The 20,674-nt window shown below is 73.7% G+C and carries 19 protein-coding genes; 9 read left to right on the forward strand and 10 right to left on the reverse strand.

Annotation, left to right across the window (positions count from 1 at the left end; all coding sequences use genetic code 11):
* Positions 1-118: 118 nt before the first annotated feature.
* Together JE024_RS30875 and JE024_RS30880 are read left to right on the forward strand one after the other, a co-directional pair.
* On the forward strand, positions 119-1,621 hold the full coding sequence (locus JE024_RS30875) for an FUSC family protein (RefSeq protein ID WP_205378435.1): 1,503 nt from the start codon (positions 119-121) through the stop codon (positions 1,619-1,621).
* A gap of 140 nt (positions 1,622-1,761) precedes the next feature.
* Positions 1,762-2,805 (forward strand): lactonase family protein, encoded by a 1,044-nt coding sequence (locus tag JE024_RS30880; protein ID WP_205377196.1) that lies wholly within the window; start codon positions 1,762-1,764, stop codon positions 2,803-2,805.
* Positions 2,806-3,282: 477 nt separating this feature from the next.
* Here JE024_RS30880 and JE024_RS30885 read toward each other — a convergent pair whose 3' ends face one another.
* Positions 3,283-4,200: a sirohydrochlorin chelatase gene (locus JE024_RS30885; RefSeq protein ID WP_205377197.1), complete on the reverse strand. Its 918-nt coding sequence runs from the start codon at positions 4,198-4,200 to the stop codon at positions 3,283-3,285.
* 82 nt (positions 4,201-4,282) lie between these two features.
* Positions 4,283-5,314 (reverse strand): N-acetylglucosamine kinase, encoded by a 1,032-nt coding sequence (locus tag JE024_RS30890; protein WP_205377198.1) that lies wholly within the window; start codon positions 5,312-5,314, stop codon positions 4,283-4,285.
* Between the two features lie 342 nt (positions 5,315-5,656).
* On the opposite strand from JE024_RS30890, the gene JE024_RS30895 reads away from it, so the two are divergent.
* Positions 5,657-6,334 (forward strand): uracil-DNA glycosylase, encoded by a 678-nt coding sequence (locus JE024_RS30895; RefSeq protein ID WP_205377199.1) that lies wholly within the window; start codon positions 5,657-5,659, stop codon positions 6,332-6,334.
* Positions 6,335-6,480: 146 nt separating this feature from the next.
* On the opposite strand, the gene JE024_RS30900 is transcribed toward JE024_RS30895, so the two are convergent.
* Together JE024_RS30900 and JE024_RS30905 are read right to left on the reverse strand one after the other, a co-directional pair.
* Positions 6,481-7,566, reverse strand: coding sequence for a WD40/YVTN/BNR-like repeat-containing protein (locus JE024_RS30900; protein ID WP_205377200.1), 1,086 nt, complete (start codon positions 7,564-7,566; stop codon positions 6,481-6,483).
* Between the two features lie 310 nt (positions 7,567-7,876).
* Positions 7,877-8,956, reverse strand: coding sequence for an NADH:flavin oxidoreductase/NADH oxidase (locus JE024_RS30905; protein ID WP_205377201.1), 1,080 nt, complete (start codon positions 8,954-8,956; stop codon positions 7,877-7,879).
* A 201-nt stretch (positions 8,957-9,157) separates the two neighbouring features.
* On the opposite strand from JE024_RS30905, the gene JE024_RS30910 reads away from it, so the two are divergent.
* On the forward strand, positions 9,158-9,508 hold the full coding sequence (locus JE024_RS30910) for an ArsR/SmtB family transcription factor (protein WP_244883274.1): 351 nt from the start codon (positions 9,158-9,160) through the stop codon (positions 9,506-9,508).
* A gap of 78 nt (positions 9,509-9,586) precedes the next feature.
* On the opposite strand, the gene JE024_RS30915 is transcribed toward JE024_RS30910, so the two are convergent.
* Positions 9,587-10,249: a DUF305 domain-containing protein gene (locus tag JE024_RS30915; protein WP_244883275.1), complete on the reverse strand. Its 663-nt coding sequence runs from the start codon at positions 10,247-10,249 to the stop codon at positions 9,587-9,589.
* Positions 10,250-10,426: 177 nt separating this feature from the next.
* On the opposite strand from JE024_RS30915, the gene JE024_RS30920 reads away from it, so the two are divergent.
* Positions 10,427-11,956, forward strand: coding sequence for an LVIVD repeat-containing protein (locus tag JE024_RS30920; RefSeq protein ID WP_205377204.1), 1,530 nt, complete (start codon positions 10,427-10,429; stop codon positions 11,954-11,956).
* Here the strand turns inward: JE024_RS30920 and JE024_RS30925 are convergent.
* From JE024_RS30925 to JE024_RS30940, 4 genes are all read right to left on the reverse strand, one after another.
* Positions 11,914-12,585 carry a TetR/AcrR family transcriptional regulator gene (locus JE024_RS30925; RefSeq protein ID WP_205377205.1) on the reverse strand — a complete coding sequence of 224 codons (672 nt, stop codon included), beginning with the start codon at positions 12,583-12,585 and terminating at the stop codon, positions 11,914-11,916. The two genes, JE024_RS30920 and JE024_RS30925, sit on opposite strands and share 43 nt — an antisense overlap.
* Positions 12,586-12,656: 71 nt before the next feature.
* Positions 12,657-13,373, reverse strand: coding sequence for a phosphatase PAP2 family protein (locus JE024_RS30930; protein WP_205378436.1), 717 nt, complete (start codon positions 13,371-13,373; stop codon positions 12,657-12,659).
* 331 nt (positions 13,374-13,704) lie between these two features.
* On the reverse strand, positions 13,705-14,640 hold the full coding sequence (locus tag JE024_RS30935; RefSeq protein ID WP_205377206.1) for a M56 family metallopeptidase: 936 nt from the start codon (positions 14,638-14,640) through the stop codon (positions 13,705-13,707).
* Between the two features lie 84 nt (positions 14,641-14,724).
* A complete protein-coding gene (locus JE024_RS30940; RefSeq protein WP_244883276.1) occupies positions 14,725-15,309 on the reverse strand; it encodes a DUF5134 domain-containing protein in 585 nt (194 codons plus the stop codon).
* Between the two features lie 220 nt (positions 15,310-15,529).
* On the opposite strand from JE024_RS30940, the gene JE024_RS30945 reads away from it, so the two are divergent.
* Positions 15,530-16,081 (forward strand): GNAT family N-acetyltransferase, encoded by a 552-nt coding sequence (locus JE024_RS30945; protein ID WP_205377207.1) that lies wholly within the window; start codon positions 15,530-15,532, stop codon positions 16,079-16,081.
* Positions 16,082-16,281: 200 nt separating this feature from the next.
* Here the strand turns inward: JE024_RS30945 and JE024_RS30950 are convergent, their stop codons facing one another.
* A complete protein-coding gene (locus tag JE024_RS30950; RefSeq protein WP_205378438.1) occupies positions 16,282-16,932 on the reverse strand; it encodes a glycerophosphodiester phosphodiesterase in 651 nt (216 codons plus the stop codon).
* Between the two features lie 407 nt (positions 16,933-17,339).
* Here JE024_RS30950 and JE024_RS30955 point away from each other — a divergent pair, with 407 nt between their 5' ends.
* The 3 genes from JE024_RS30955 to JE024_RS30965 are packed head-to-tail and all read left to right on the forward strand — an operon-like array spanning position 17,340 to position 20,610.
* A complete protein-coding gene (locus tag JE024_RS30955) occupies positions 17,340-18,773 on the forward strand; it encodes a DUF6421 family protein (protein WP_205377208.1) in 1,434 nt (477 codons plus the stop codon).
* 23 nt (positions 18,774-18,796) lie between these two features.
* Positions 18,797-19,552 carry an SDR family NAD(P)-dependent oxidoreductase gene (locus JE024_RS30960; RefSeq protein WP_205377209.1) on the forward strand — a complete coding sequence of 252 codons (756 nt, stop codon included), beginning with the start codon at positions 18,797-18,799 and terminating at the stop codon, positions 19,550-19,552.
* Positions 19,549-20,610 carry a threonine aldolase family protein gene (locus JE024_RS30965; RefSeq protein WP_205378439.1) on the forward strand — a complete coding sequence of 354 codons (1,062 nt, stop codon included), beginning with the start codon at positions 19,549-19,551 and terminating at the stop codon, positions 20,608-20,610. Before JE024_RS30960 ends, JE024_RS30965 begins: the two co-directional genes overlap by 4 nt.
* Positions 20,611-20,674: the final 64 nt, after the last annotated feature.

A 20,674-nucleotide genomic window follows, 5' to 3' on the forward strand; every position in this document is an offset into this window, starting at 1 on the left:
ACGAAGCCGTACCGGACCGCGGTGCCTTCGTCGTGTCCGCACACGACGGCCCCCACCCCGGGCCGCGGCGGCCGCGGCGGACACCACCGTGAGGGGGAGCGGCACCGCCGTGAAGAAGATGTTCATGGCCCCGGACCCGGGGCGCCTGCGCCTGCGGCTCGCCCTGCGCGCGGTGCTGGGCATCGGCCTCGCCGTCGCCGTGGCCGAGCTGTGCGGACTGTCGCTGACGGCCTCCATCACCGGCGGTCTCGCGGCCCTCCTCGCGCTCTTCACCGTCGGCGACGCCACCGTCCGCCGGCAGGCGGTCACCACGGCCCTGCTGCCGGTCGCCGGATTCCCCGTCCTCGCGCTCGCCACCCTGCTGCACGACCACCCGCTGCCGCGCGCCGCGGCCTGGCTCGCGGTCGTCTTCTGCGGTGTGTACGCCAGGCGCTGGGGACCGCGCGGACACGCGCTCGGGATCTTCGCGTTCATGATGTTCTTCGTCACCCAGTTCCTGCACGCGGTGACCGCGCAGCTCCCGGGCCTGTTCGCCGCCGTGGGCCTGGCCCTGCTCGCCTCCTCGACGGTCCGCTTCGGTCTCTGGTGCGTCGAGCGCCGCACACCGCCGCCCGCCGCCCCCGCGCCGCTGCCGGGCCGCGGACTCGACCGGCCCACCACCCGCCAGGCGTTCCAGGCGACCGCGGCCTGCGCGGTGGCGCTCGCGGCCGGGCAGCTCGTCTCGGACGACCGCTGGTACTGGGCCGTCGGCACCACCTGGTGGATCTTCGTCAACACCGCGTCGCGCGGCGAGACGCTCGTCCGCGGCTTCCGCCGGGTGGTGGGCACCGTCACCGGCATCGTGGCGGGCCTGCTCGTCGCCGTACCGGTGGCCGGCGAAGCCGTCCCGACCGCGGCGCTGGTCGCCGTCTGCGTCTTCGGCATCTTCTACACCGCCGCGCCCTCCTACAGCTGGATGATGTTCTTCGTGACCGTCATGGCCGGGCTGCTCTACGGGCTCCTCGGCGTCCTCCACCCGGGACTGCTGGTGCTGCGGCTGGAGGAGACCGCCGTCGGCGCGGTGGCCGCCGCGCTGGGCGTCGCCGTCGTCCTGCCGGTCACCACCCACGCGGCCACCGACGCCTGGATCCGCCGGGCCGTCGAGTGCGTGCACCGCTGCACCGCCGAGGCCGCCCGCCGGCTCGGGGGCGACGAGCGGGCCGATCCCGCGCCGCTCGTCGCCGAACTGGAGACGCTGCTCGGCCGTGTCCGCCTCTCGCTCGCGCCGCTGGTGCATCCGCTCAGCCCCCTGCGCGCCCGCCGGACCAGGGCCCGCCAGGTCATGGAGCTGCTCGACGTCTGCGCCCGCGAGATCAAGGGGCTCTCGGCCGTCGCCGCCGACCCCCAGGCCTCCCACGACGCCCGGCTGACGGCCGCCTGCCGGCGGGTCGAGAGCGCCGTCCACGCGCTGGTGCCGCCGTGCTCGGCCGCCCGCCGCGCCATGGCCTTCGGCCCGGCCCCGCAGCACCACCCGGGCGCCGAGGCCGCCCTGCGTCACCTCCACGACCTGGAGCGGGCCCTTGTCGACCTCGCGGCCCCCGTCCGCACCTCTCCGCGCTCGCCCCTCGTCCCCGCCGCCTGACACCCGCCTGACCGCCGCCTCCCCGGCGGTGCGGCGAGGGACCCGCTCCTGGCCTGGACCCTCTTGGTCTAGACCTGCCTGCTACCGTCTGGTGCGCGCGCGGGGGCACGGGTGTGCCGGGGCGCGGAGGGGAGAACGCTGTGGGTGACAGCAGGGCGCGACGCGCCTTCATCGGGTCGTTCACCTCGGCCGGCGGCCGGGGCATCGTCGTCACGGAGGTGGACGCGGACACCGGCGCGCTCACCGAGACCGGGGTGAGCGACGCCGTCGCGGACCCCTCGTACCTGGCGGCCGGAGCCGGCGGGACGGTGCTCTACGCCGTCTCGGAGACGTCGCAGGGCGCCGTCGCCGCCTTCGACGCCGGCGGGCCGGACCTGCGCCCGCTGGGGCCGCCGGTGCCCGTCGCGGGCGACGGGCCCACCCACCTCGCCCTGGCGCACGGCAGGGTCCTCACCGCCAACTACGGCTCCGGCAGCGTCAGCAGCCTCGCCCTCGGACCGGACGAGGCCCCGCAGGGGACGCCGTCCGTGCTCCGGCACACCGGCCAGGGCCCCGACCGCGAACGCCAGCAGGAGCCCCACGCCCACCAGGTGCTGCCCGACCCCTCGGGGCGCTGGGTGCTCGGCGTCGACCTCGGCACCGACTCGGTCCGCGTCTGCACCCTGGATCCGGTCACCGGCGAGCTCCGGGTCCACCGGGAGACCGCCCTGCGCCCCGGCAGCGGCCCGCGCCACCTGGCCTTCCACCCGGGCGGCCGCCATGTCTGCGTCCTCGGCGAACTGGAGGCGGCCGTGACCCTGTGCCGCTGGGACGAGGCCACCGGCGAGCTGGCACCGGTGGCCGAGATCCCGTTGGTGCCCCAGGACGCCGAAGGCCCCTCCTACCCCTCCGAACTCGCCGTCTCACCCGACGGCAGGCGCCTCTGGGCGGCGGTCCGGGGCCAGGACACCATCGCCGTGGTCGACCTGGACGAGAGCTTCGAGAAGGGCGAACTCGTCGCCACCGTGCCGTGCGGCGGCCACTGGCCCCGCGACCTGGTCCTCGACCCGTCCGGCCGCCGCCTCTACGTCGCCAACGAACGCTCCGGCGACATCACCTGGTTCACCCTCGACCCCACCACGGGCCACCCCCACCCCACCGGCTCCCTGCCCGTCCCGGCCCCGTCCAGCATCCTCTTCACCTGAGCCCCGGAGCCCGCCCCGGTCCAGCTCGTCCGGCGTTTGAGGGCACGGCCGCAGGTCGTGCCCACGCACGGCCCCGGCGGCGGGCCGGTGAATCCGTGCCCCCGCTCCTTCCCGCCCCGGAGCCCGCCCCTGTCCAGCCCGTCCGGCGTTTGAGGGCACGGCTGCAGGCTGTGCCCACGCACGGCCCCGGCGGCGGGCCGGTGAATCCGTGCCCCGCTCCTTCCCGCCCCGGAGCCCGCCCCTGTCCAGCCCGTCCGGCGTTTGAGGACACGGCCGCAGGCCGTGCCGCGGCCACAGGCCCCCGCCCGGGGGCGCACCGCAAGCTCCACCCACCCGCCCGGCCGCCAAGCCCCGCCCCCAAGCCCCGCCCCCAGGCCCCGCCCCCGGCCGGACACACCGCAGGCCCCGGTCGGGGCAGCGCTTCCGCGCCGCCCCGACCGGGGCCTGCCTCCACCGGGGCGGCCTCGCGGCCGCGCCTCAGCGCTGCTGTGTGCCCTGCGGCTGACTGATCCCCAGCGCCGTCGTGTACTGCGACAGCACCAGCTTGCCGATCGCCGGGTACGCCCCCAGCGCCTCGGCCGTGGCGCACCCCGCGTCCTTCGCGGCCGAGTCGAGCAGGCCCTCGGGCAGCTCCGGGCCGACCAGGTACGGGGCGAGCGCGAGCTGCACCGAGCCCGAGCCGCGAAGCTGCTCGGCGATCGCGGCGACCGACCCCTCCTCGTCGAGCGCGGCGGCCATCACCGGGACGGCGAGACGCGCGGCGAGCAGCATGCCGGTGATCCCGGCGGCCTGCACGGCCTCCTCGCCGCCCACGGTCGCCAGGATGATGCCGTCGGCGGCGGTGGCCACCGTGAACAGGCGCGCGCGGTCGGCACGGGCGAGGCCGGCCTCCGACAGGCGCACGTGCACGGCCTCGGCGAGCAGCGGGTGCGGACCGAGCACATCGGTCAGCTCCGCGACCGCGCCGCTGTCCATGACGCCCTGCCGGATGCGGCGCATCTGCGCGTTGTCCGGGCCCACCAGCAGCGGGACCACGACGGCGGCGGGGCCCTGCGGCTCGGCCACCTCGCGGCCGGCGGCGAGCGCGATCTCGTAGCGCTCGGTCCGCAGGGCCGCGACGCCCGCGACCACGGTCGCGAGCGTGGGGTACTCGGCGTCGTCGCCCTCGACGTATCCGATGCCGACCTCCAGGCCGGGCAGCTCGGAGCGGGCGATGCTTATGACCTCTTCGGCCAGGCTGCGCATGGCGGGCGCGGGCGCGCCGGGCACGGCGAGCACGAGGGCGGGTGCGCCCTCGGGAGCGGCCACCGGTTCCGGGCGGCGGTGTCGCCCGGACTGACGGGGGCGCGGCATTCGTACTGGCAGGCCGGGTGCGGGCCCAGTGGGGGAGCTCATGGCGCCGCATGCTACTGGTTTTGCCGCCGCGACTGTTCGGGGAGGGGGCAGTCGTGCGTCATATGCCCGTGTTGATCCGCTGTTATCCGTCGTGCACCGTACGGATGTTCCGGCCCGATGCGTCGCATACATGGAGCATCGTCGGATGTGTCGGCAGCCGGAGCGTGTCCGTGGCCAGGGCGCCGGCCAGCAGCAGCGAGCCCGCCAGCGGGTCGCCCCCCGCCGGTGCCTCCACGGCGTGCGGGACCAGACGCGTCAACTCCGCGCGCAGCGGCACCAGAAGAGGGTCGCCCATCTTCAACAGCCCGCCCGTCAGGGACACCCGGCAGCCTTCCGGCGCCGCTCCGGCCGGCGGGCAGACGGCCGCCGCCGACTCTGCGATCCCCTCGGCCGCGCGCGCCAGGATGCCCGCCGCCACCGGGTCCGCGCCCGCGCAGGCCGCGACCTCCGGGGCGAACGCCGCCAGCACGGCGGGACGGTCCGTCCGGGGATACAGCAGCGCCGGCACCTCCTGCGCCGGCCCGAGGACGGCCGTCATCCGCTCCAGCAGCGGCTGTGAGCCGCCGCGCCGCCCGTCGTGGGCGCGCAGCGCGGCCTCCAGGCCGGCCCGGCCGATCCACGCGCCGGAGCCGCAGTCGCCCAGCAGGTGCCCCCAGCCGTCGGCGCGCCGCCAGGCGGTGAGATCGGTGCCCAGCGCGATCATTCCGGTGCCCGCCGCGACCACGGCGCCGGGGGCCTGGCCGAGTGCGCCGGCGTACGCGGTGACGGCGTCGGCCGCCAGGCCGATGGTGCGCGCGCCCAGCGCGTCCCCCAGCGCCCGGGGCAGTTCGGCCCGCAGGCCGTCCCCGAGGGTGGCCATGCCCGCGGCACCGATCACCACGGCGGACACGGTGTCCCGGCCGTCGTGTCCGGACCGCTCCAGCAGGCTCCGGGCCATCGGCAGCAGCAGTTCCCGCATGTGTCCGGCGTCGATGCCGTCCGGGCCCGTTCTGACGGGCACCCGGGCGGTCAGCGTCTCGGTGCGGCCGGGGACGGCCGCGTCCGCGAGGGCGACCCGCAGCCCCGAGCCCCCCGAGTCGACGCCGAGGACGAGCGGCCCCGTCACCACGGGCACGGCGCACCGCGGTTCTCGGACGAACGCCTGCGCGACCTCATGGACCGGCTCCGGGGAGAAGAGGAGGGGACGACGGCCGGAAGCCTAGCGCCCGTTGCGCCGGTGCGGAACCGCCGTGATCTTCCGCGCCGTTCGGATGCGCCACGCGCCGTCCGAGCGGCCCACGCGCCGGAGCGCGGCACCGCACGAGCATCACGGCACCGCGCCAGCATCACGGCACCGCGCGAGCCCGCCTCCGCAGCCTCCCCCCGCATCGCCCCCACATCGCACGCCCCCGCCGCCCGCCCGTCATGATCGGTCTCGATCGACCCGGGCCCGTGTGGGCCGGTAGGGTGACGCGCTGTGACAGCACGACCGTTGAACGAACTGGTGGAGCCCGGCTGGGCCGAGGCATTGGGTCCGGTCGCCGGACGCATCGCGGCGATGGGGGACTTCCTGCGCGCGGAGATCGCGGCGGGACGCACCTATCTCCCGGCGGGAGCGAACGTGCTGCGGGCGTTCCAGCAGCCGTTCGACGAGGTGCGGGTCCTGATAGTCGGTCAGGATCCCTATCCCACCCCGGGGATGGCGATCGGCCTGAGCTTCGCCGTGGCGCCCGAGGTGCGGCGCCTGCCGGGCAGCCTGGAGAACATCTTCCGTGAGCTCGGCACCGACCTCGGACTGCCCCGCCCGTCCAACGGCGATCTGACGCCGTGGACCCGGCAGGGCGTCCTGCTGCTCAACAGGGCGCTCACCACCGCCCCCGGCAAGCCGGCCGCGCACCGCGGCAAGGGCTGGGAGGAAGTGACCGAGCAGGCCATCCGCGCCCTCACCGCCCGCGGCAAGCCGCTGGTCTCGGTGCTCTGGGGGCGCGACGCGCGCAATCTGCGCCCGCTGCTGGGCGACCTGCCCGCGATCGAGTCGGCCCATCCCTCGCCCATGTCGGCGGACCGCGGATTCTTCGGCTCCCGTCCCTTCAGCCGCACCAACGACCACCTGATGCGCCTGGGGGCGCAGCCGGTGGACTGGCGACTGCCCTGACGACCGCACTGACAACTGCTCCGGCATCAGGGGCGGGCTGACGGCCCGTCCGGACGGGCGGCGGATCGTGTACGACCGCCGACGGCGCGGTTGCCGGACGCCGACGGCCTGGGCGCGGCCGCCGGCGTCCGGGTGCGACGCCGGTGTCAGCTCAGCACGGCCGCTCTGACGCACAGGACGTCGGGGAGGTGGGAGGCGAGCAGCCGCCAGGTGTCCCCGTCGTCGGCGCTCGCGTACACCTCCCCGTTGCGGTTGCCGAAGTAGATGCCCGCCGGGTCGGCGCCGTCGGTGCACATGGCGTCCCGCAGCACCGTGCCGAAGTGGTCGCCCTGCGGCAGGCCCGTGCTGAGCGCCTCCCAGTTCTCCCCGGCGTCGCGGGTGCGGAAGACCCGGCAGCGACGGTCCGCCGGGACACGGTCGGAGTCCGCGGTGATGGGGAAGACGTACGCCGTGTCGGCCCGGTGGGGGTGCGCGACCATCGCGAAGCCGAAGTCGGAGGGCAGGCCGGTGCCGATGTCCGTCCAGGTGGCTCCGGCGTCGTCGCTGCGGTAGACGCCCCAGTGGTTCTGCAGGTAGAGCCGGTCGGGATCGGCCGCGTCCTGGGCGATCTTGTGGACGCACTGGCCGAACTCCGGGTGCGGGTCCGGCAGGAAGACCGCCGAGACCCCGTCGTTGGACGGCGCCCAGCTCGCCCCGCCGTCCAGGGACCGGAAGACGCCGGCGGTCGACACGGCCACCGTCACCGCCTCGGTGTCCCGGGCGTCGGTGACCACCGTGTGCACGGCCTCGCCGCCGCCTCCGGGCACCCACTGGGAGCGGGTGGGATGCTCCCACAGCGGCCGGACCAGGGCGAAGCTCTCGCCGCGGTCCTCCGAACGGAACAGCGCCGCGGGCTCGGTGCCCGCGTAGACGACGTCCGGTTCGGCGGCGGAGGCCGGGTGGAGCTGCCACACCCGCTCCAGCGACGCCCCCGTCTCCTTGGGGAACCTGACGGCGGGGCGGTCCGGTTCGACCCAGGTCGCGCCGAGGTCGTCGGAGTGGAAGACGGACGGGCCCCAGTGCGCGCTGTCGCCGCCCACCAGCAGCCGCGGCACGTCCCCGCGGGTGTCGATGCCGATGGAGTACACGGCCTGCGCGGCGAAGTGCGGGCCGTCGAACTCCCATGATCCGCCGTTCGAGCGGCCGATGAACAGCCCCTTGCGTGTGCCCACGGTGAGCAGTACTTCCGTCATGACCGGATCCCTCCAGGACGCCGTTGTCTCGGATACGGGCCAGTGTGCACCCGACCACCGACAGCGACCTGTGAGGTGGTGTGCGCGTCGGCCCGCCGACGGAAGGGGTGACCGGCGCGCGCACCGGAACTCATCGCTCCCCGGCCACCCGGTACGGCGCCGCTCCCGGGGAAGCCCCCACCCGGCGCCGCGCCGCCCTCGGGAAAGGCGCCCACCCGCGGCGCGGCTTCCGCCGCGCCGCCCGGGAAGCCTCCCGTCGGGAGCAGCCTCCGGGACCCCCCGGAGCAGCCGCCGGCCCCCGCGCAGTCGCTCAGGCCGCGCGCTTGTACTGCGGCGGCACGGCCACCTCGCCGCCGAGCGTCCGGGCCGCCTGCCGCGCCCAGGACGGGTTGCGGAGCAGCTCACGGCCGAGGAGCACCGCGTCCGCCTCGCCGTTGGCGAGGATCTTCTCCGCCTGCGCCGCCTCGGTGATCAGGCCCACGGCGGCCACCGGAAGGCCGGTCTCCGCGCGGACGCGTGCCGCGAACGGCACCTGGTAGCCGGGGCCCGTGGGGATGCGCACCCCGGCCGCGTTGCCGCCGGTGGAGACGTCCAGCAGGTCGACTCCGTGCTCCTTCAGCACGGCGGCCAGGCGGACGGTCTCGTCCGCCGTCCAGCCGCCCTCGTCCAGCCAGTCCGTGGCGGAGATCCGGAAGAACAGGGGCAGTCCGTCGGGCCAGACCTCGCGCACCGCGTCGACGACCCGCAGCGCGAAGCGGGTGCGGTTCTCGAAGGAGCCGCCGTACTCGTCGGTGCGGTGGTTGCTGTGCGGGGAGAGGAACTCGCCGATCAGGTAGCCGTGGGCGCCGTGCACCTCCGCGACCTCGAAGCCGGCCGCCAGCGCGCGGCGCGCCGCGTCGGCGAACCGGGCGACGACGGTGTCGATCTCCTCGTGGGTGAGCTCGTCGGGGACGGGGTGGCCCTCGGCGAACGGGACCGGGCTCGGGCCGACGGGCTGCCAGCCGTCCTGCTCGGGGCCCACCGGCGCGCCGCCCTTCCAGGGGCGGTCGGTGGACGCCTTGCGTCCGGCATGGGCGAGCTGGATGCCCGCGACGGTGCCCTGGCTCCGGAGGAAGCCGGTGATGCGGCGCAGGGCGTCGGCCTGGGTGTCGTTCCATATGCCCAGGTCGGCGGGGCTGATCCGGCCCTCGGGGGCGACGGCGGTGGCCTCCACGATGACGAGGCCGGTGCCGCCGGTGGCGCGGGCCGCGTAGTGGGCGAAGTGCCAGTCGCCCGCCACGCCGACGGCGGGTCCGGAGGTCTCGGCGCTGTACTGGCACATCGGGGCCATCCAGACGCGGTTCGGGATGGTCAGGGACCGCAGGGTGACGGGCTCGAACAACGCGCTCACAGCGGGCTCCGTTCGGTTCGTTCGCTTCTGGTCGCGGCTGCGGGCACGGCGATGCGTGCCCGGCGGGCGGCGGCCGCCCGGGGCGGGCCGGCCGAGTCGTACGATAGGCATCGTAGTACGGTGGATGTCAAACTACGAAGACGTTCGTACAATGGAGCCGGGTCGCCGGACCCGGACGACCGGAAGAGCGGAGCCGCCGACGTGACCACCGTGACCAGCGCCCGAGTGCTCGATCACCCCGGGCGGGACGAGATCCGGCTGGAGAATGTGCTGCACGCGCTCGCCGACCCCATGCGCATGAAGGTGGTCAGGGAGCTGGCCGCGGTTTCCGAGGAGCTCTCCTGCTCCCACTTCGACCTGCCGGTCACCAAGTCCACGACCACCCACCACTTCCGGGTGCTCCGGGAGAGCGGTGTGATCCGGCAGGTGTACCGCGGCACGGCGAAGATGAACGGGCTGCGCCGCCAGGAGCTGGACGACCTCTTCCCCGGCCTGCTGGACGTGGTCCTCGCGGCCGCCGGGCACGAGGCGGACCGCCTGGGCGGTGCCTGAACCGGCCCTTTCGCGGTACGGGTGAGCCCGGCCCCCGCCGGGGGCCGGGCTCACCCGTACCGCGGGGCGCGGTCGCCGTCACATGTCCCGCATCCGGCCGATCTCGCTGGTCTGCGTGGCGATCACATCGTTCGCCATCTCCTCGACGAGGACGTTGTTGCCCTCGGTCAGCACCTCGGACGCCATGGTGACCGCGCCCTGGTGATGGGTGATCATCAGCGTGAGGAACAGCTCGTCGAACGCGTCGCCCTTCGCGTTCCTCAGCTGCGTGAGCTGGGCCGCGGTGGCCATGCCGGGCATCGAGCCGTGGTCGTGGCCGTGACCGCCGGAGCCGTTCTTCACGCCCTGGGTCTCCTGCCAGCCCTTCATCGCGTCGACCTCGGGCTTCTGCGCGGCCGCGATGCGTTCGGCGAGCTTCTTCACCGGGTCGGAGCCGGCCCGCTCGGGGGCGAGCGAGGTCATCTCCAGCGCCTGCTGGTGATGGACGATCATCATCTCGACGTAGCCGCGGTCCGCCGCGTTGGGGCTGTCGTCGGGCAGCTCCTTCGCGGCCTCCTCGGCCGACAGGGTCCTGGCGGGCTCACCGGGCTTTCCCGGGGCCACCACTGACGGTCCGTCGCCCTTCGCCGCCGCCGGCGTGTCCGGTCCGGAGTCGCACGCCGTGAGGAGCAGGCCGGCACAGACGAGCGCGGCCGTCGCGTATCGCGTGCGGGCGCGTCGGATCCTGCGGGGCTTGAACACGGCGACCTCCTGAGCCACTTGTGGTGTGGCAGGAGCGTACTTGCTCGGAGGTAAGGAGTGTCGAGCAAAAAAATTCATTACGGCTGCGTTTCCATCTGTTGAGATGTGCATGCAAGGACACATACTGCCGGGGGTCAACGAACCGTTCGACAACGAACGGGGACGAGGGAGGATGCAGTGACCCTGTTGCACACCACCCGTGCACGGCGCAGACAGTTGGGCGTGGCGGCGGCCGCGGCCGGACTGCTGGCCACACTCCTCACGGCGGGGCCGGCGGCGGCCATCCCCGATCCGGGCGATCCGCCCGCCCAGGGCAAGGTCGCGTCGAGTGTCGCGGCCGAGACCCGGCAGGCGATCGAGAGCGGTGACATTCCGGGTGTGGACGAAGTCGTCCACAGCGACAACATCGAGCACATCACCAATCTCCCCAAGGACGCGCTCCAGGGGACCAATTCGGACCTGGCGTTCCAGGGCCGGTACGCCTTCGCCGGCAACTACGACGGCTTCACGATCTACGACATCCGCAACCCGAGGTCGCCGAAGACCGTGGCGCAGGTCCTGTGCCCCGGCTCGCAGAACGACATCAGCGTCTCGGGCGACCTGCTCTTCCTGTCCACCGACTCCTCGCGCAGCGACGACTCGTGCAGCAGCACGTCGCAGCCCGCCAGTGAGAAGTCGTCCTGGGAGGGCATGAAGATCTTCGACATCAGCGACGTCCGCAACCCGCGGTACGTGGCCTCCGTCGAGACCGCGTGCGGTTCCCACACCCACACGCTGGTGCCCGAGCGCAGGAACGTTTATGTGTACGTCTCCTCGTACTCGCCCAACGCCGCGTTCCCCGACTGCCAGCCCCCGCACGACGGCATCTCCGTCATCAAGGTGCCGCGCAAGGCCCCGCAGCAGGCCCGCGTGGTGAACTTCCCGGTGCTCTTCCCGGGCGAGGGCCCCGACGGCGGCGGCAACCCGGGAGCGCCCACCAACCCGGGCGTCTCCAAGACCACGGGCTGCCACGACATCACGGTGCTCCCGTCGAAGGACCTGGCCGCCGGCGCCTGCATGGGTGACGGCATCCTCTTCGACATCGAGGACCCGGAGCACCCCAAGGTCATCGACCGCGTCCAGGACAACGTCAACTTCGCGTTCTGGCACTCGGCGACCTTCAACCAGAAGGCCGACAAGGTCGTCTTCACCGACGAGCTCGGCGGCGGCGGCGGCGCCACCTGCAACGCCGAGGTGGGCCCGAACCGCGGTGCCGACGGCATCTACGACATCAAGGGCAAGGGCGACAAGCGCAAGCTCGTCTTCCGCAGCTACTACAAGATCGACCGCCACCAGGCGCCGACCGAGAACTGCGTCGCCCACAACGGCTCGCTGATCCCGGTCAAGGGCCGCGACATCATGGTCCAGGCCTGGTACCAGGGCGGCGTCTCGGTCTGGGACTTCACCGACTCGGCACGGCCGAAGGAGATCGGCTACTTCGAGCGCGGTCCGCTCAGCGCCACCACCAACGTCACGGGAGGCTCGTGGTCCGCGTACTACTACAACGGCTACATCTACTCCAACGACATGGCCAAGGGCTTCGACGTCCTGAAGATCGACGACCGGCGCACCGACCCCGGTAAGAAGGTGCGGATGGACGAGCTCAACGTCCAGACGCAGCCCGACTACTTCGACAGGTCACACGGCTGGGGCCACTGGGACGACTGACCCGGTACGGCCACCGGAGCCCCGCCGGGCGCGTCAGCTCCCGGCGGGGCTCCGAGCTCCCAGTCCAGCCCGTAACGCTGGAACAGCTCCGCGCGCAGCCGCGCGCGGGGCATCGGCGCGCCCGGCAGCAGCACCGCGAACACCGCGCCCATGAGCAGGGCCCGCAGCAGCGGGTACTCGGCGTCCACGTCCACCGCCCCGTACCGCTCGACCGTGTCGCGCAGCAGCGCCGCCAGCCGCTGCTGCTCCGGGCACTGCACGAAGCCGTCGGCCTGGAGGATGCCCGCCATGTGCGTGCGCATCAGCACCGGATGGTCGTCCGCGAGGCCCAGGACGGCGTCGATCGCCCGGGCCAGCAGCTCCCGCCCGTCCTCCGTGCGCGGCTCGCGCTCCAGCGCCGCGGCGAGCGTGCGGTGCATCAGCCGGTGGACGGCCGACTGCAGCAGATGCCGCTTGCCGGGGAAGTAGTACGAGATCAGACCCCGCGCGGAGCCCGCCCGGTCGGCGATGTCGCCGAGCTTCGTCGCCTCGTAACCGCGCTCGTCGACCAGCTCCACCGTCGCCTGGAGCAGACGCTCACGAGATCGTCTCCGAAGCTCTTCATTGACCTCTGCGCTCCGCGGGGACATGCTGGACTCCTGCGTTGACTGGCTCAGAGCCAATATACTCAGCGCGTCCCGTCGACCTGCCGCAGGGCCGGTCAGCGGGATCTGCCACCCGGACCGGGCGACGCGGGGGATCGCCCGGTCCGGGGGCACTCGTTCTCGGCCCCCGTCTCCAGTGTGCGCCGCGCGAGCAGACGGCGTTCGTACGAGGCGGCCGTCACCGCCACGACCGCCGCGCCCAGGAGCCAGCCGCCCAGGACGTCGGACGGCCAGTGCACCCCGAGGTACACGCGGGTGAAGCCGACCCCCGCCACGCTCACCGTCGCGAGCGCCACGGCCCAGGCCCAGCCGCGCCCGCCCACGCCGTCCCGGTGCAGCAGCCACAGGACCAGCCCGCAGGTGAGCGCCGCGGTCATGGCGTGCCCCGACGGATAGGCCGCGAACTGTGCGGTGTCGACCGGGTCGGGCCACTGCGGCCGGTCACGGCCGACCAGGGCCTTCATCGCCTGCTGGAGGGCCGCGCCCAGGGCGCTGGCACCGGCCACCCAGACGGCGAGCAGCCGGTCGCCGCGCCGCCAGAGCCAGACGGTGACGGCCGCGGCCAGCAGCCGCATCGTCCAGGGGTCCCACACCCAGTCCGTCATGATCCGGTTCGCCCGGGTGAGCCCCGGCTCGGCCACCGCCGAGCGGTGGAGGGCCTCGGTGACGGAGCGGTCGAAGGCGAGCAGCGGCTCCCAGGAGACGGCGACCAGCACGGTGAGCACCGCCGCCGCGGCCAGCAGGACGGTGCCGGTGAGCGCCGCGGCGCCCATCCGCCGGCTGCCGCCGCCGTCGGCGGCGCAGGGTTCCTCGGACTCCCGCGTGCCGGAGGGATCGACGGGCCCGGCGTGCTCCGGGTGCTCCGGGAGCCGGTGGTGCCGGGGACGCCGGGGGTGCTCGTGGGGATCGGGGGAGGGCATGTCCTGATCCTTGCCCGTCGCCCGCCGGTCACGCCATGGACGCGCGCGGGTCATCTCTCCCGGCGCGTCGCCGGCCTCCTGGCACCGGTGCTTCCCGCTGCGGACCGGTGCTTCTCACCGCGCGCGGACGGGAGGACGCCGCGTCCTGGGACGGACGCGGAGGGGCGGGCGCCGGGCGCGGCCGTCAGCGCAGCGCGTGCAGCGCCGGCACGAAGGCGACGAACAGCGGGACCACGGGCACCAGCGCCGCCGCCGCGGTGACCCTCAGCCGGCGGCCCGCGGTGAACCGGGGGACCGGGCTCAGCAGCCGGTTCACCCGCTGCGGCACCTGGCCCCCGGGGACGGGGCACGGGCCGAAGGCGCCGCTCTCCTCGTTGAGTCCGACGAGCGCGAGGGCGATGGTCAGCCGGCCGAAGCGGCGCGAGGCCACGTCGTCGGCGGCGAGCTCCACCAGCCGGTGCATCTCGTCGCGGAACGCGGCGAAGACGGGGATCTGCGGGAAGCCGCCCGCCAGCGCCGCCGAGCAGTGCAGCAGCCAGTCGTGCCGGGCCTTCGCGTGCCCCTCCTCATGAGCGAGCACCGCGTCGAGCTGGCGTCCCTTGAGCCGCCGCAGCGCGGCGGTGGTGACGACGAGCTGGGGCGCGGCTCCCGGCAGCCACCAGGCGTCGGGGCGCTCGCCTTCCAGCACCACCAGGGGCGCGTCGCCGGGCTCCTCGCCGGGCAGCAGCGGCGAGCGCACCAGCAGGTCCCGCCGCCGGGCGCGGCGCCGCGCGCCGGAGCGGAGGATCTCGCGGGTGAGCATGGCGGCCGTCCACAGCCCTCCGCAGGCCAGGACGACGGCGAGCACGGCCGACCAGGGGCCGATCGCCCCGAGCGCGTACGCCTCGACGACGCCGTGCGGCGCGGGGGCGAAGACATGGCCCCGCACGAGCTGCCAGGCCGCGGCGGCGCTGAAGACCATGGAGAGGGCGAAGGAGAGCAGCACGGCCGCCACCACGCACTGCCAGACCCAGAGGGCGACGACGGGCTCACGCTCCGCCCAGTCGCCGCGCATCATCAGCCGGGGGGCGACGACGGCGGCCACGGCGCCGAGCAGCAGCAGCGCGAGCGAGACCATCATGGGTTCCAGCCTAGAAGTGCGGACTACCCAGGGGTACGGCCTTGCCGCGCAAGTGACGCACACCACGTTTGCCCGCGGGCCGTCTCACAGGGCGAGCAGCATGGCCAGCATCGCCAGGGACATCGACAGCCGGCAGGCCACGGCCACCTCCGGCCGCCCTCCCCAGCCGCCGGCCGGAGCCTGCGGGACGCCCGGCCCGGAGGCGCCCGCGACGTGCACGGGCACCAGCCTGGTTCCCGCGTGCAGGGCGTAGCCGGCGAAGTAGAGCAGGAGCACGGCCGTCAGCAGGGGCGGGCCCGCCGGGGTGCCGGAGAGGTGTGCGGTGTGGCCCGCCGCGGCCGGCCCGCTCATGGCCGCGGCCATGTACACCATGGCCAGACAGCTCACCAGATGATGCAGATGGTGCTGGTGTCCGCCGCCGCGCAGCATCCACAGCGCCCGCGCCCCCGCGGCGCCGAAGACCGCCGCGTACACCGCCCAGTGCCATGACGGCAGGGTGAGCACGGCGGCCGGCACGGCCATCGCGGCCATGCCGAACCCCATCAGCGCCTCGCCCCCGGCCGCCTCCCGCGCGGGTCCCCGGCATCTGCGCATCCGCAGCAGGCAGTACGCGCCCGTCGCGAGGCACGAGACCATCAGCAGCCAGCCGGGCACCGTCGGTTGGTGCACGCGCCTTCCCCCTTCGACCGTGTACCGGACGGGCGTCCCGCGCCCACCAGGGAAGCGATGCCCGCCCCATGGCCGCCTACGCGAGCGCACAGGCGTACTGGGGGAGCGCGAGCGGGCGCGCACCACCACCGGGGGCGGCCGAAGGACCGTGCCGGCAGGGGCGTTACGCTCGTCCGCAGACCACCCGTGCCGCCGGCACCCAGCAGGAACGGAGCCGCCCATGGACACCGCCACCTCCCCGGACCGCGGCGAACTCACCTACCGCGACGCCGTCCCGGCCGACGTGCCCGGGCTCGTCGCGCTGATCGAGTCGGCGTACCGGGGGGAGTCCAGCCGGACCGGCTGGACCACCGAGGCGGACATCCTCGACGGGCGGCGCACCGACACCGAGGGCGTGACCCAGGTGATCACCGCGCCCGGCAGCCGCCTGCTGGTCGCCGAGCGCGACGGGACGCTGGTCGCCTGCTGCCAGCTGGAGCACCGCGGCGACGCCGCGTACTTCGGCATGTTCGCCGTCCGCCCGGGCCTCCAGGGCGCGGGGCTCGGCCGCACGGTGATCGCCGAGGCGGAGCGCCGCGCGGCCCTGAGCTGGGGCGTGCGCGAGATGCACATGACGGTGATCACCGTCCGCGAGGAACTGATCGCCTGGTACGAGCGCCGGGGCTACCGCCGTACGGGCACCCTCAGCCCGTTCCCGTACGGCGACGAGCGCTTCGGCATCCCGCAGCGCGACGACCTCGCCTTCGAACTGCTGGTGAAGCGGCTCGGCTGATCCGGCCGGCAGGCCGGCCTGCCGTGCGGCCCGGACCGGGCGGTGAAGGAACCGCGGTGCGGACCGGTCGGTGAAGAGACCGCGGCCCGGACCGGGCGGTGAAGGGACCACGGTGCGGACCGGTCGGTGAAGAGACCGCGGCCCGGATCGGGCGGTGAGGAACCGCGGCCGACCGGGCAATGCGGGGACCGCTGCCCTGATCAGGCGGTGAACCGGCCCGTCCGGCGGATCTCGGGGTGGTCGGTGGTGGCGCCGTCGAGCTCCAGGGCCCGTGCCAGCCGGAGCTGCTCCTGGGTGTTCACCACCCAGCCGATGACCCGCAGGCCCTCGCCGTGGGCGTGCTCCACCGTCTCCAGCGTGAGTCTGCGGATGTTCAGCGCCAGGGCCGCCGCTCCCGCGGCCTTCGCCCGGTCCACCACGTCCGAGCCCCAGCGGCTCGCGATCAGCACCGTGCGCACCCCGGGGACCAGGGTCGCGATCTCGGCGATCGCGTCGTCGTGGAAGGACGACACCTCCACCCGCGGCACGAGGTCGCGCCGCCGCATCACCTGGGCCAGGGCGTGCGCGGCGGCCACGTCCTTGATCTCCGCCTGGAGCGGCGCGGACACGGCGTCCAGCACCTCGTCGAAGACGGGCACCCGCTCGCCCCCGCCCGCGTCGAGCTGACGCAGCTCGGCGAGCGTCTTGTCGGCCACCGCGCCGCTCCCGTCGGTGGTGCGGTCCACGTCGGCGTCGTGCATGACGGCCAGCGCGCCGTCCTTCGTGAGATGGAGGTCGAGCTCGATGGCGTCCATGCCGCACTGCTCGGCCCGGACGAAGGAGCGCAGGGTGTTCTCCGGCTCGACGCCCATGACCCCGCGGTGACCGATGGTGAGGAAAGTCAAGGTCTTCTCGCTTCCGTCGACGGCGGCTCCCGCGCGATGGACCGGCTCGACCGCGCGGCTCGGTCGCAGCCTAACGGCCCCTCCCCAGGACGGAACCGTTCCCGCGCGGGGTGTCCGGAAGGTGTTCCTCCGCCCGGGCAGGGCAGGTGCGACGGGAGTTCCGGAAGCTGCGTGCGGGGCGTCGCGGACGGTGACGGCCCGGGGGCGGGAAGCGAGCGACTTTCCCTTGAACCGACCGCGCAAACCGTGAGATGCCGCAAATACTTCGGTGACATGGGGGGTCTGGCAGGATAATTTCCCTGGTTCCCCTTGTCCAGGAGAACGCCCCATGGATACGGTGTCTTGACGCGAGGTTCTCCCGTGAAGGAAGTGACATGACGGAAATTCTTGTGCAGGACGCGACTGCCGGGGGTACGACCGGCACCGGCCGGGTGGTCGACCACCCGAGCTGGCCGGTGCTCAAGAACGCCGTCGAGGAGATCCGCCCCTGGCAGTCCGCCGACGGCTCGATCGACTTCGACGCCGAGGGTGCGCCCGCCAGGAAGGCCGCCGAGGACGCGGTGGCCCGGGTCGCCGCCGCGGTGGAGGAACTCTCCCCGCTGCTGCCCCACGACGCGGCCTACCACCGCGCACTCGTCGCGGATCTGCGCACCTGGGCGGCCGGCGGCTTCGCCGTGCCCGACTTCCTGGACTCGCTGCTCGCCTTCCACCCGGCCGCCGGCCGCGCGGACGGCCTCCAGCACCTCGTCGTCTTCCCCATGTACACGCAGAACGGCAACCCGGACCGCAACCTCGAAGCCGTCGTGCTGCGGATGGTCTGGCCCGAGTGGCTCGCGGAGCTGGAGCGCACCCGCTACGACAACCCGCTCTTCTGCGGCATCACCTTCGAGGACTTCACCGCGGGCTACGACACCAACTCGGCCGTCCTCTTCCCGGAGACCATCGCCGTGCGCGAGGCCCCCGAGCGCTTCACCTGGGGCGGCATCTTCTGCGACCGCGAGGCCGCGCGCTTCCGCGCCGTCACCGAGGAGTCGGTGCGCATACTCGGCCTGGAGCTGCCGGACGACATCCGCGAGATGGTCGGCGACCAGCAGCGCTGCGAGCAGGCGTTCGTGCTGTGGGACATGGTCCACGACCGCACCCACAGCCACGGCGACCTGCCGTTCGACCCGTTCATGATCAAGCAGCGCCAGCCGTTCTGGATGTACGGCCTGGAAGAGCTGCGCTGCGACCTCACCGCCTTCAAGGAGGCGGTGAAGCTGGAGGCCGAGGGCAACCGCCACGGCCGCGACGTCCAGTACGCCGTGCTCTTCGACCGGATGTTCCGCTTCCCGGTGACCGGCGACCGCGTCCGCAACTACGACGGGCTCGGCGGCCAGCTCCTGTTCGCCTACCTCCACAAGCACGACGTCGTCCGCTGGACCGACAACACCCTCAAGATCGACTGGGACCGGGCGCCGCAGGTCACCAACGAGCTGTGCGCCGAGATCGAGAAGCTCTACCGCGACGGCATCGACCGCCCCAAGCTCGTCCACTGGTTCGCCGCGTACGAGCTGGTCTCCACCTACCTCGCCCCGCACCCCGGCTCCCGCTGGGCCAAGGGTCCCGACGCCCTGGACCTGTCGCTGCCGCCGCGCAAGCTGGTCGACGACGTGCTCCCCGACGAGTTTCCGCTCAGCATGTTCTATGAGGCGCTTGCCAAGAAGCTGAAGACCGTGATCGCCTCCACCAAGGGCATCACCGCCGCTTCGGCTCCCCGGGGCGCCGGTGCCACCGGCGCCGGGCAGGCTTCCGGAGCTGCCGCGTGACCTCGACGACCCAGGAGGCGACCATGAACAGCGACACGAGCGGGGCACTCGAGGGTGCGGTCGTCGCGGTGGCCGGCGCGGCGGGGCCCGCCGGCCGGGCAGCCCTGCTGAGACTGGCCGACGCCGGAGCGACCGTCGTCGCCTCCGACGCGGACGCCGAGCGGCTCGCCGAGGCCGTGGACGCCGCCCGCTACGCCCATGGCGGCGCCACCGTCACCGGTGACACGGTCGACCTGCTCGACCTCGCCGCCACCCGCGAATGGGCGGCCAAGACGGAGAAGGAGTTCGGCCGGATCGACGGCGTCGTCCACCTCGTCGGCGGCTGGCGCGGGAGCTCCGGCTTCACCGCCACCGACCCGGCCGACTGGGCGCTGCTGGAGAAGCTCCTGATCCGCACCGTCCAGAACACCTCGCTCGCCTTCCACGACGCGCTGCTGCGCAGCGACCGCGGACGCTATGTGCTGATCAGCGCGGCGGGCGCGACCAAGCCCACCGCCGGCAACGCCGCCTACTCCGCCGCCAAGGCCGCCGCCGAGGCGTGGACGCTCGCCCTCGCCGACTCCTTCCGCAAGGCGGGGGGCGACAGCGGCCCGGCGGCGTCGGCTGCCATCCTGGTGGTCAAGGCACTGGTGCACGACGCCATGCGCGCCGAGCGCCCGAATGCGAAGTTCGCGGGCTTCACGGACGTGACGGATCTGGCGGACGCCATCGCCGGCGTCTGGGACCGGCCCGCCCAGGAAGTGAATGGACAGCGTCTGTGGCTGACCCCCGCACCGTGAAGACCGACGCCCGGCGTCGTCACGACCCGACCGTCCGCGGATTCGCCAGCGACAACTACGCGGGGGCCCACCCCGAGATCCTGGCCGCGCTCGCCCTCGCCAACGGCGGCCACCAGGTCGCCTACGGCGAGGACGACTACACGGACCACCTCCAGCGGATCATGCACAGCCACTTCGGCGCGGGCGCCGAGGCGTTCCCGGTCTTCAACGGCACCGGCGCCAACGTGACCGCGCTGCAGGCCCTGACCGACCGCTGGGGCGCGGTCATCTGCGCGGAGTCCGCGCACATCAACGTCGACGAGGGCGGTGCCCCGGAACGGATGGGCGGACTGAAGCTGCTCACCGTGCCGACGCCGGACGGCAAGCTCACCCCCGAGCTGATCGACCGGCAGGCGTTCGGCTGGGACGACGAGCACCGGGCGATGCCCCAGGTCGTGTCCATCACCCAGAACACCGAACTGGGCACCGTGTACACGGTGGACGAGATCCGCGCCATCGTCGCCCACGCCCACGGCCACGGCATGAAGGTGCACCTCGACGGCGCCCGGATAGCCAACGCGGCGGCCTCGCTGGACGTGCCGATGCGCGCCTTCACCAACGCCGCCGGGGTCGACGTGATCTCCTTCGGCGGCACGAAGAACGGCATGCTCTTCGGCGAGGCGGTCGTGGTGCTGAACCCGGACGCCGTCAGCCACATGAAGCATCTGCGCAAGCTGTCGATGCAGCTCGCCTCCAAGATGCGCTTCGTCTCCGTGCAGTTCGAGGCGCTGCTCGCCAAGGACCTCTGGCTGCGCAACGCCCGCCACTCCAACGCGATGGCGCAGCGCCTCGCCGAGGGCGTGCGCGCGGTCGACGGGGTGGAGATCCTCCACTCGGTGCAGGCCAACGCCGTCTTCGCGCGTCTGCCGCACGAGGTGTCCCGCCGGCTCCAGGAGCGCTTCCGGTTCTACTTCTGGGACGAGGCCGCCGGCGACGTGCGCTGGATGTGCTCCTTCGACACCGCCGAGGACGACGTCGACGCCTTCGTCCAGGCGCTCAAGGAGGAGATGGCGCGCTGACCCGCGCCGCGCACAGGAGTGCAGTGTGCATAAAAATGCGGCCGACCGGAAATCCATTGACGAC

This window comes from Streptomyces zhihengii, from assembly GCF_016919245.1.
Classification (GTDB): domain Bacteria; phylum Actinomycetota; class Actinomycetes; order Streptomycetales; family Streptomycetaceae; genus Streptomyces; species Streptomyces zhihengii.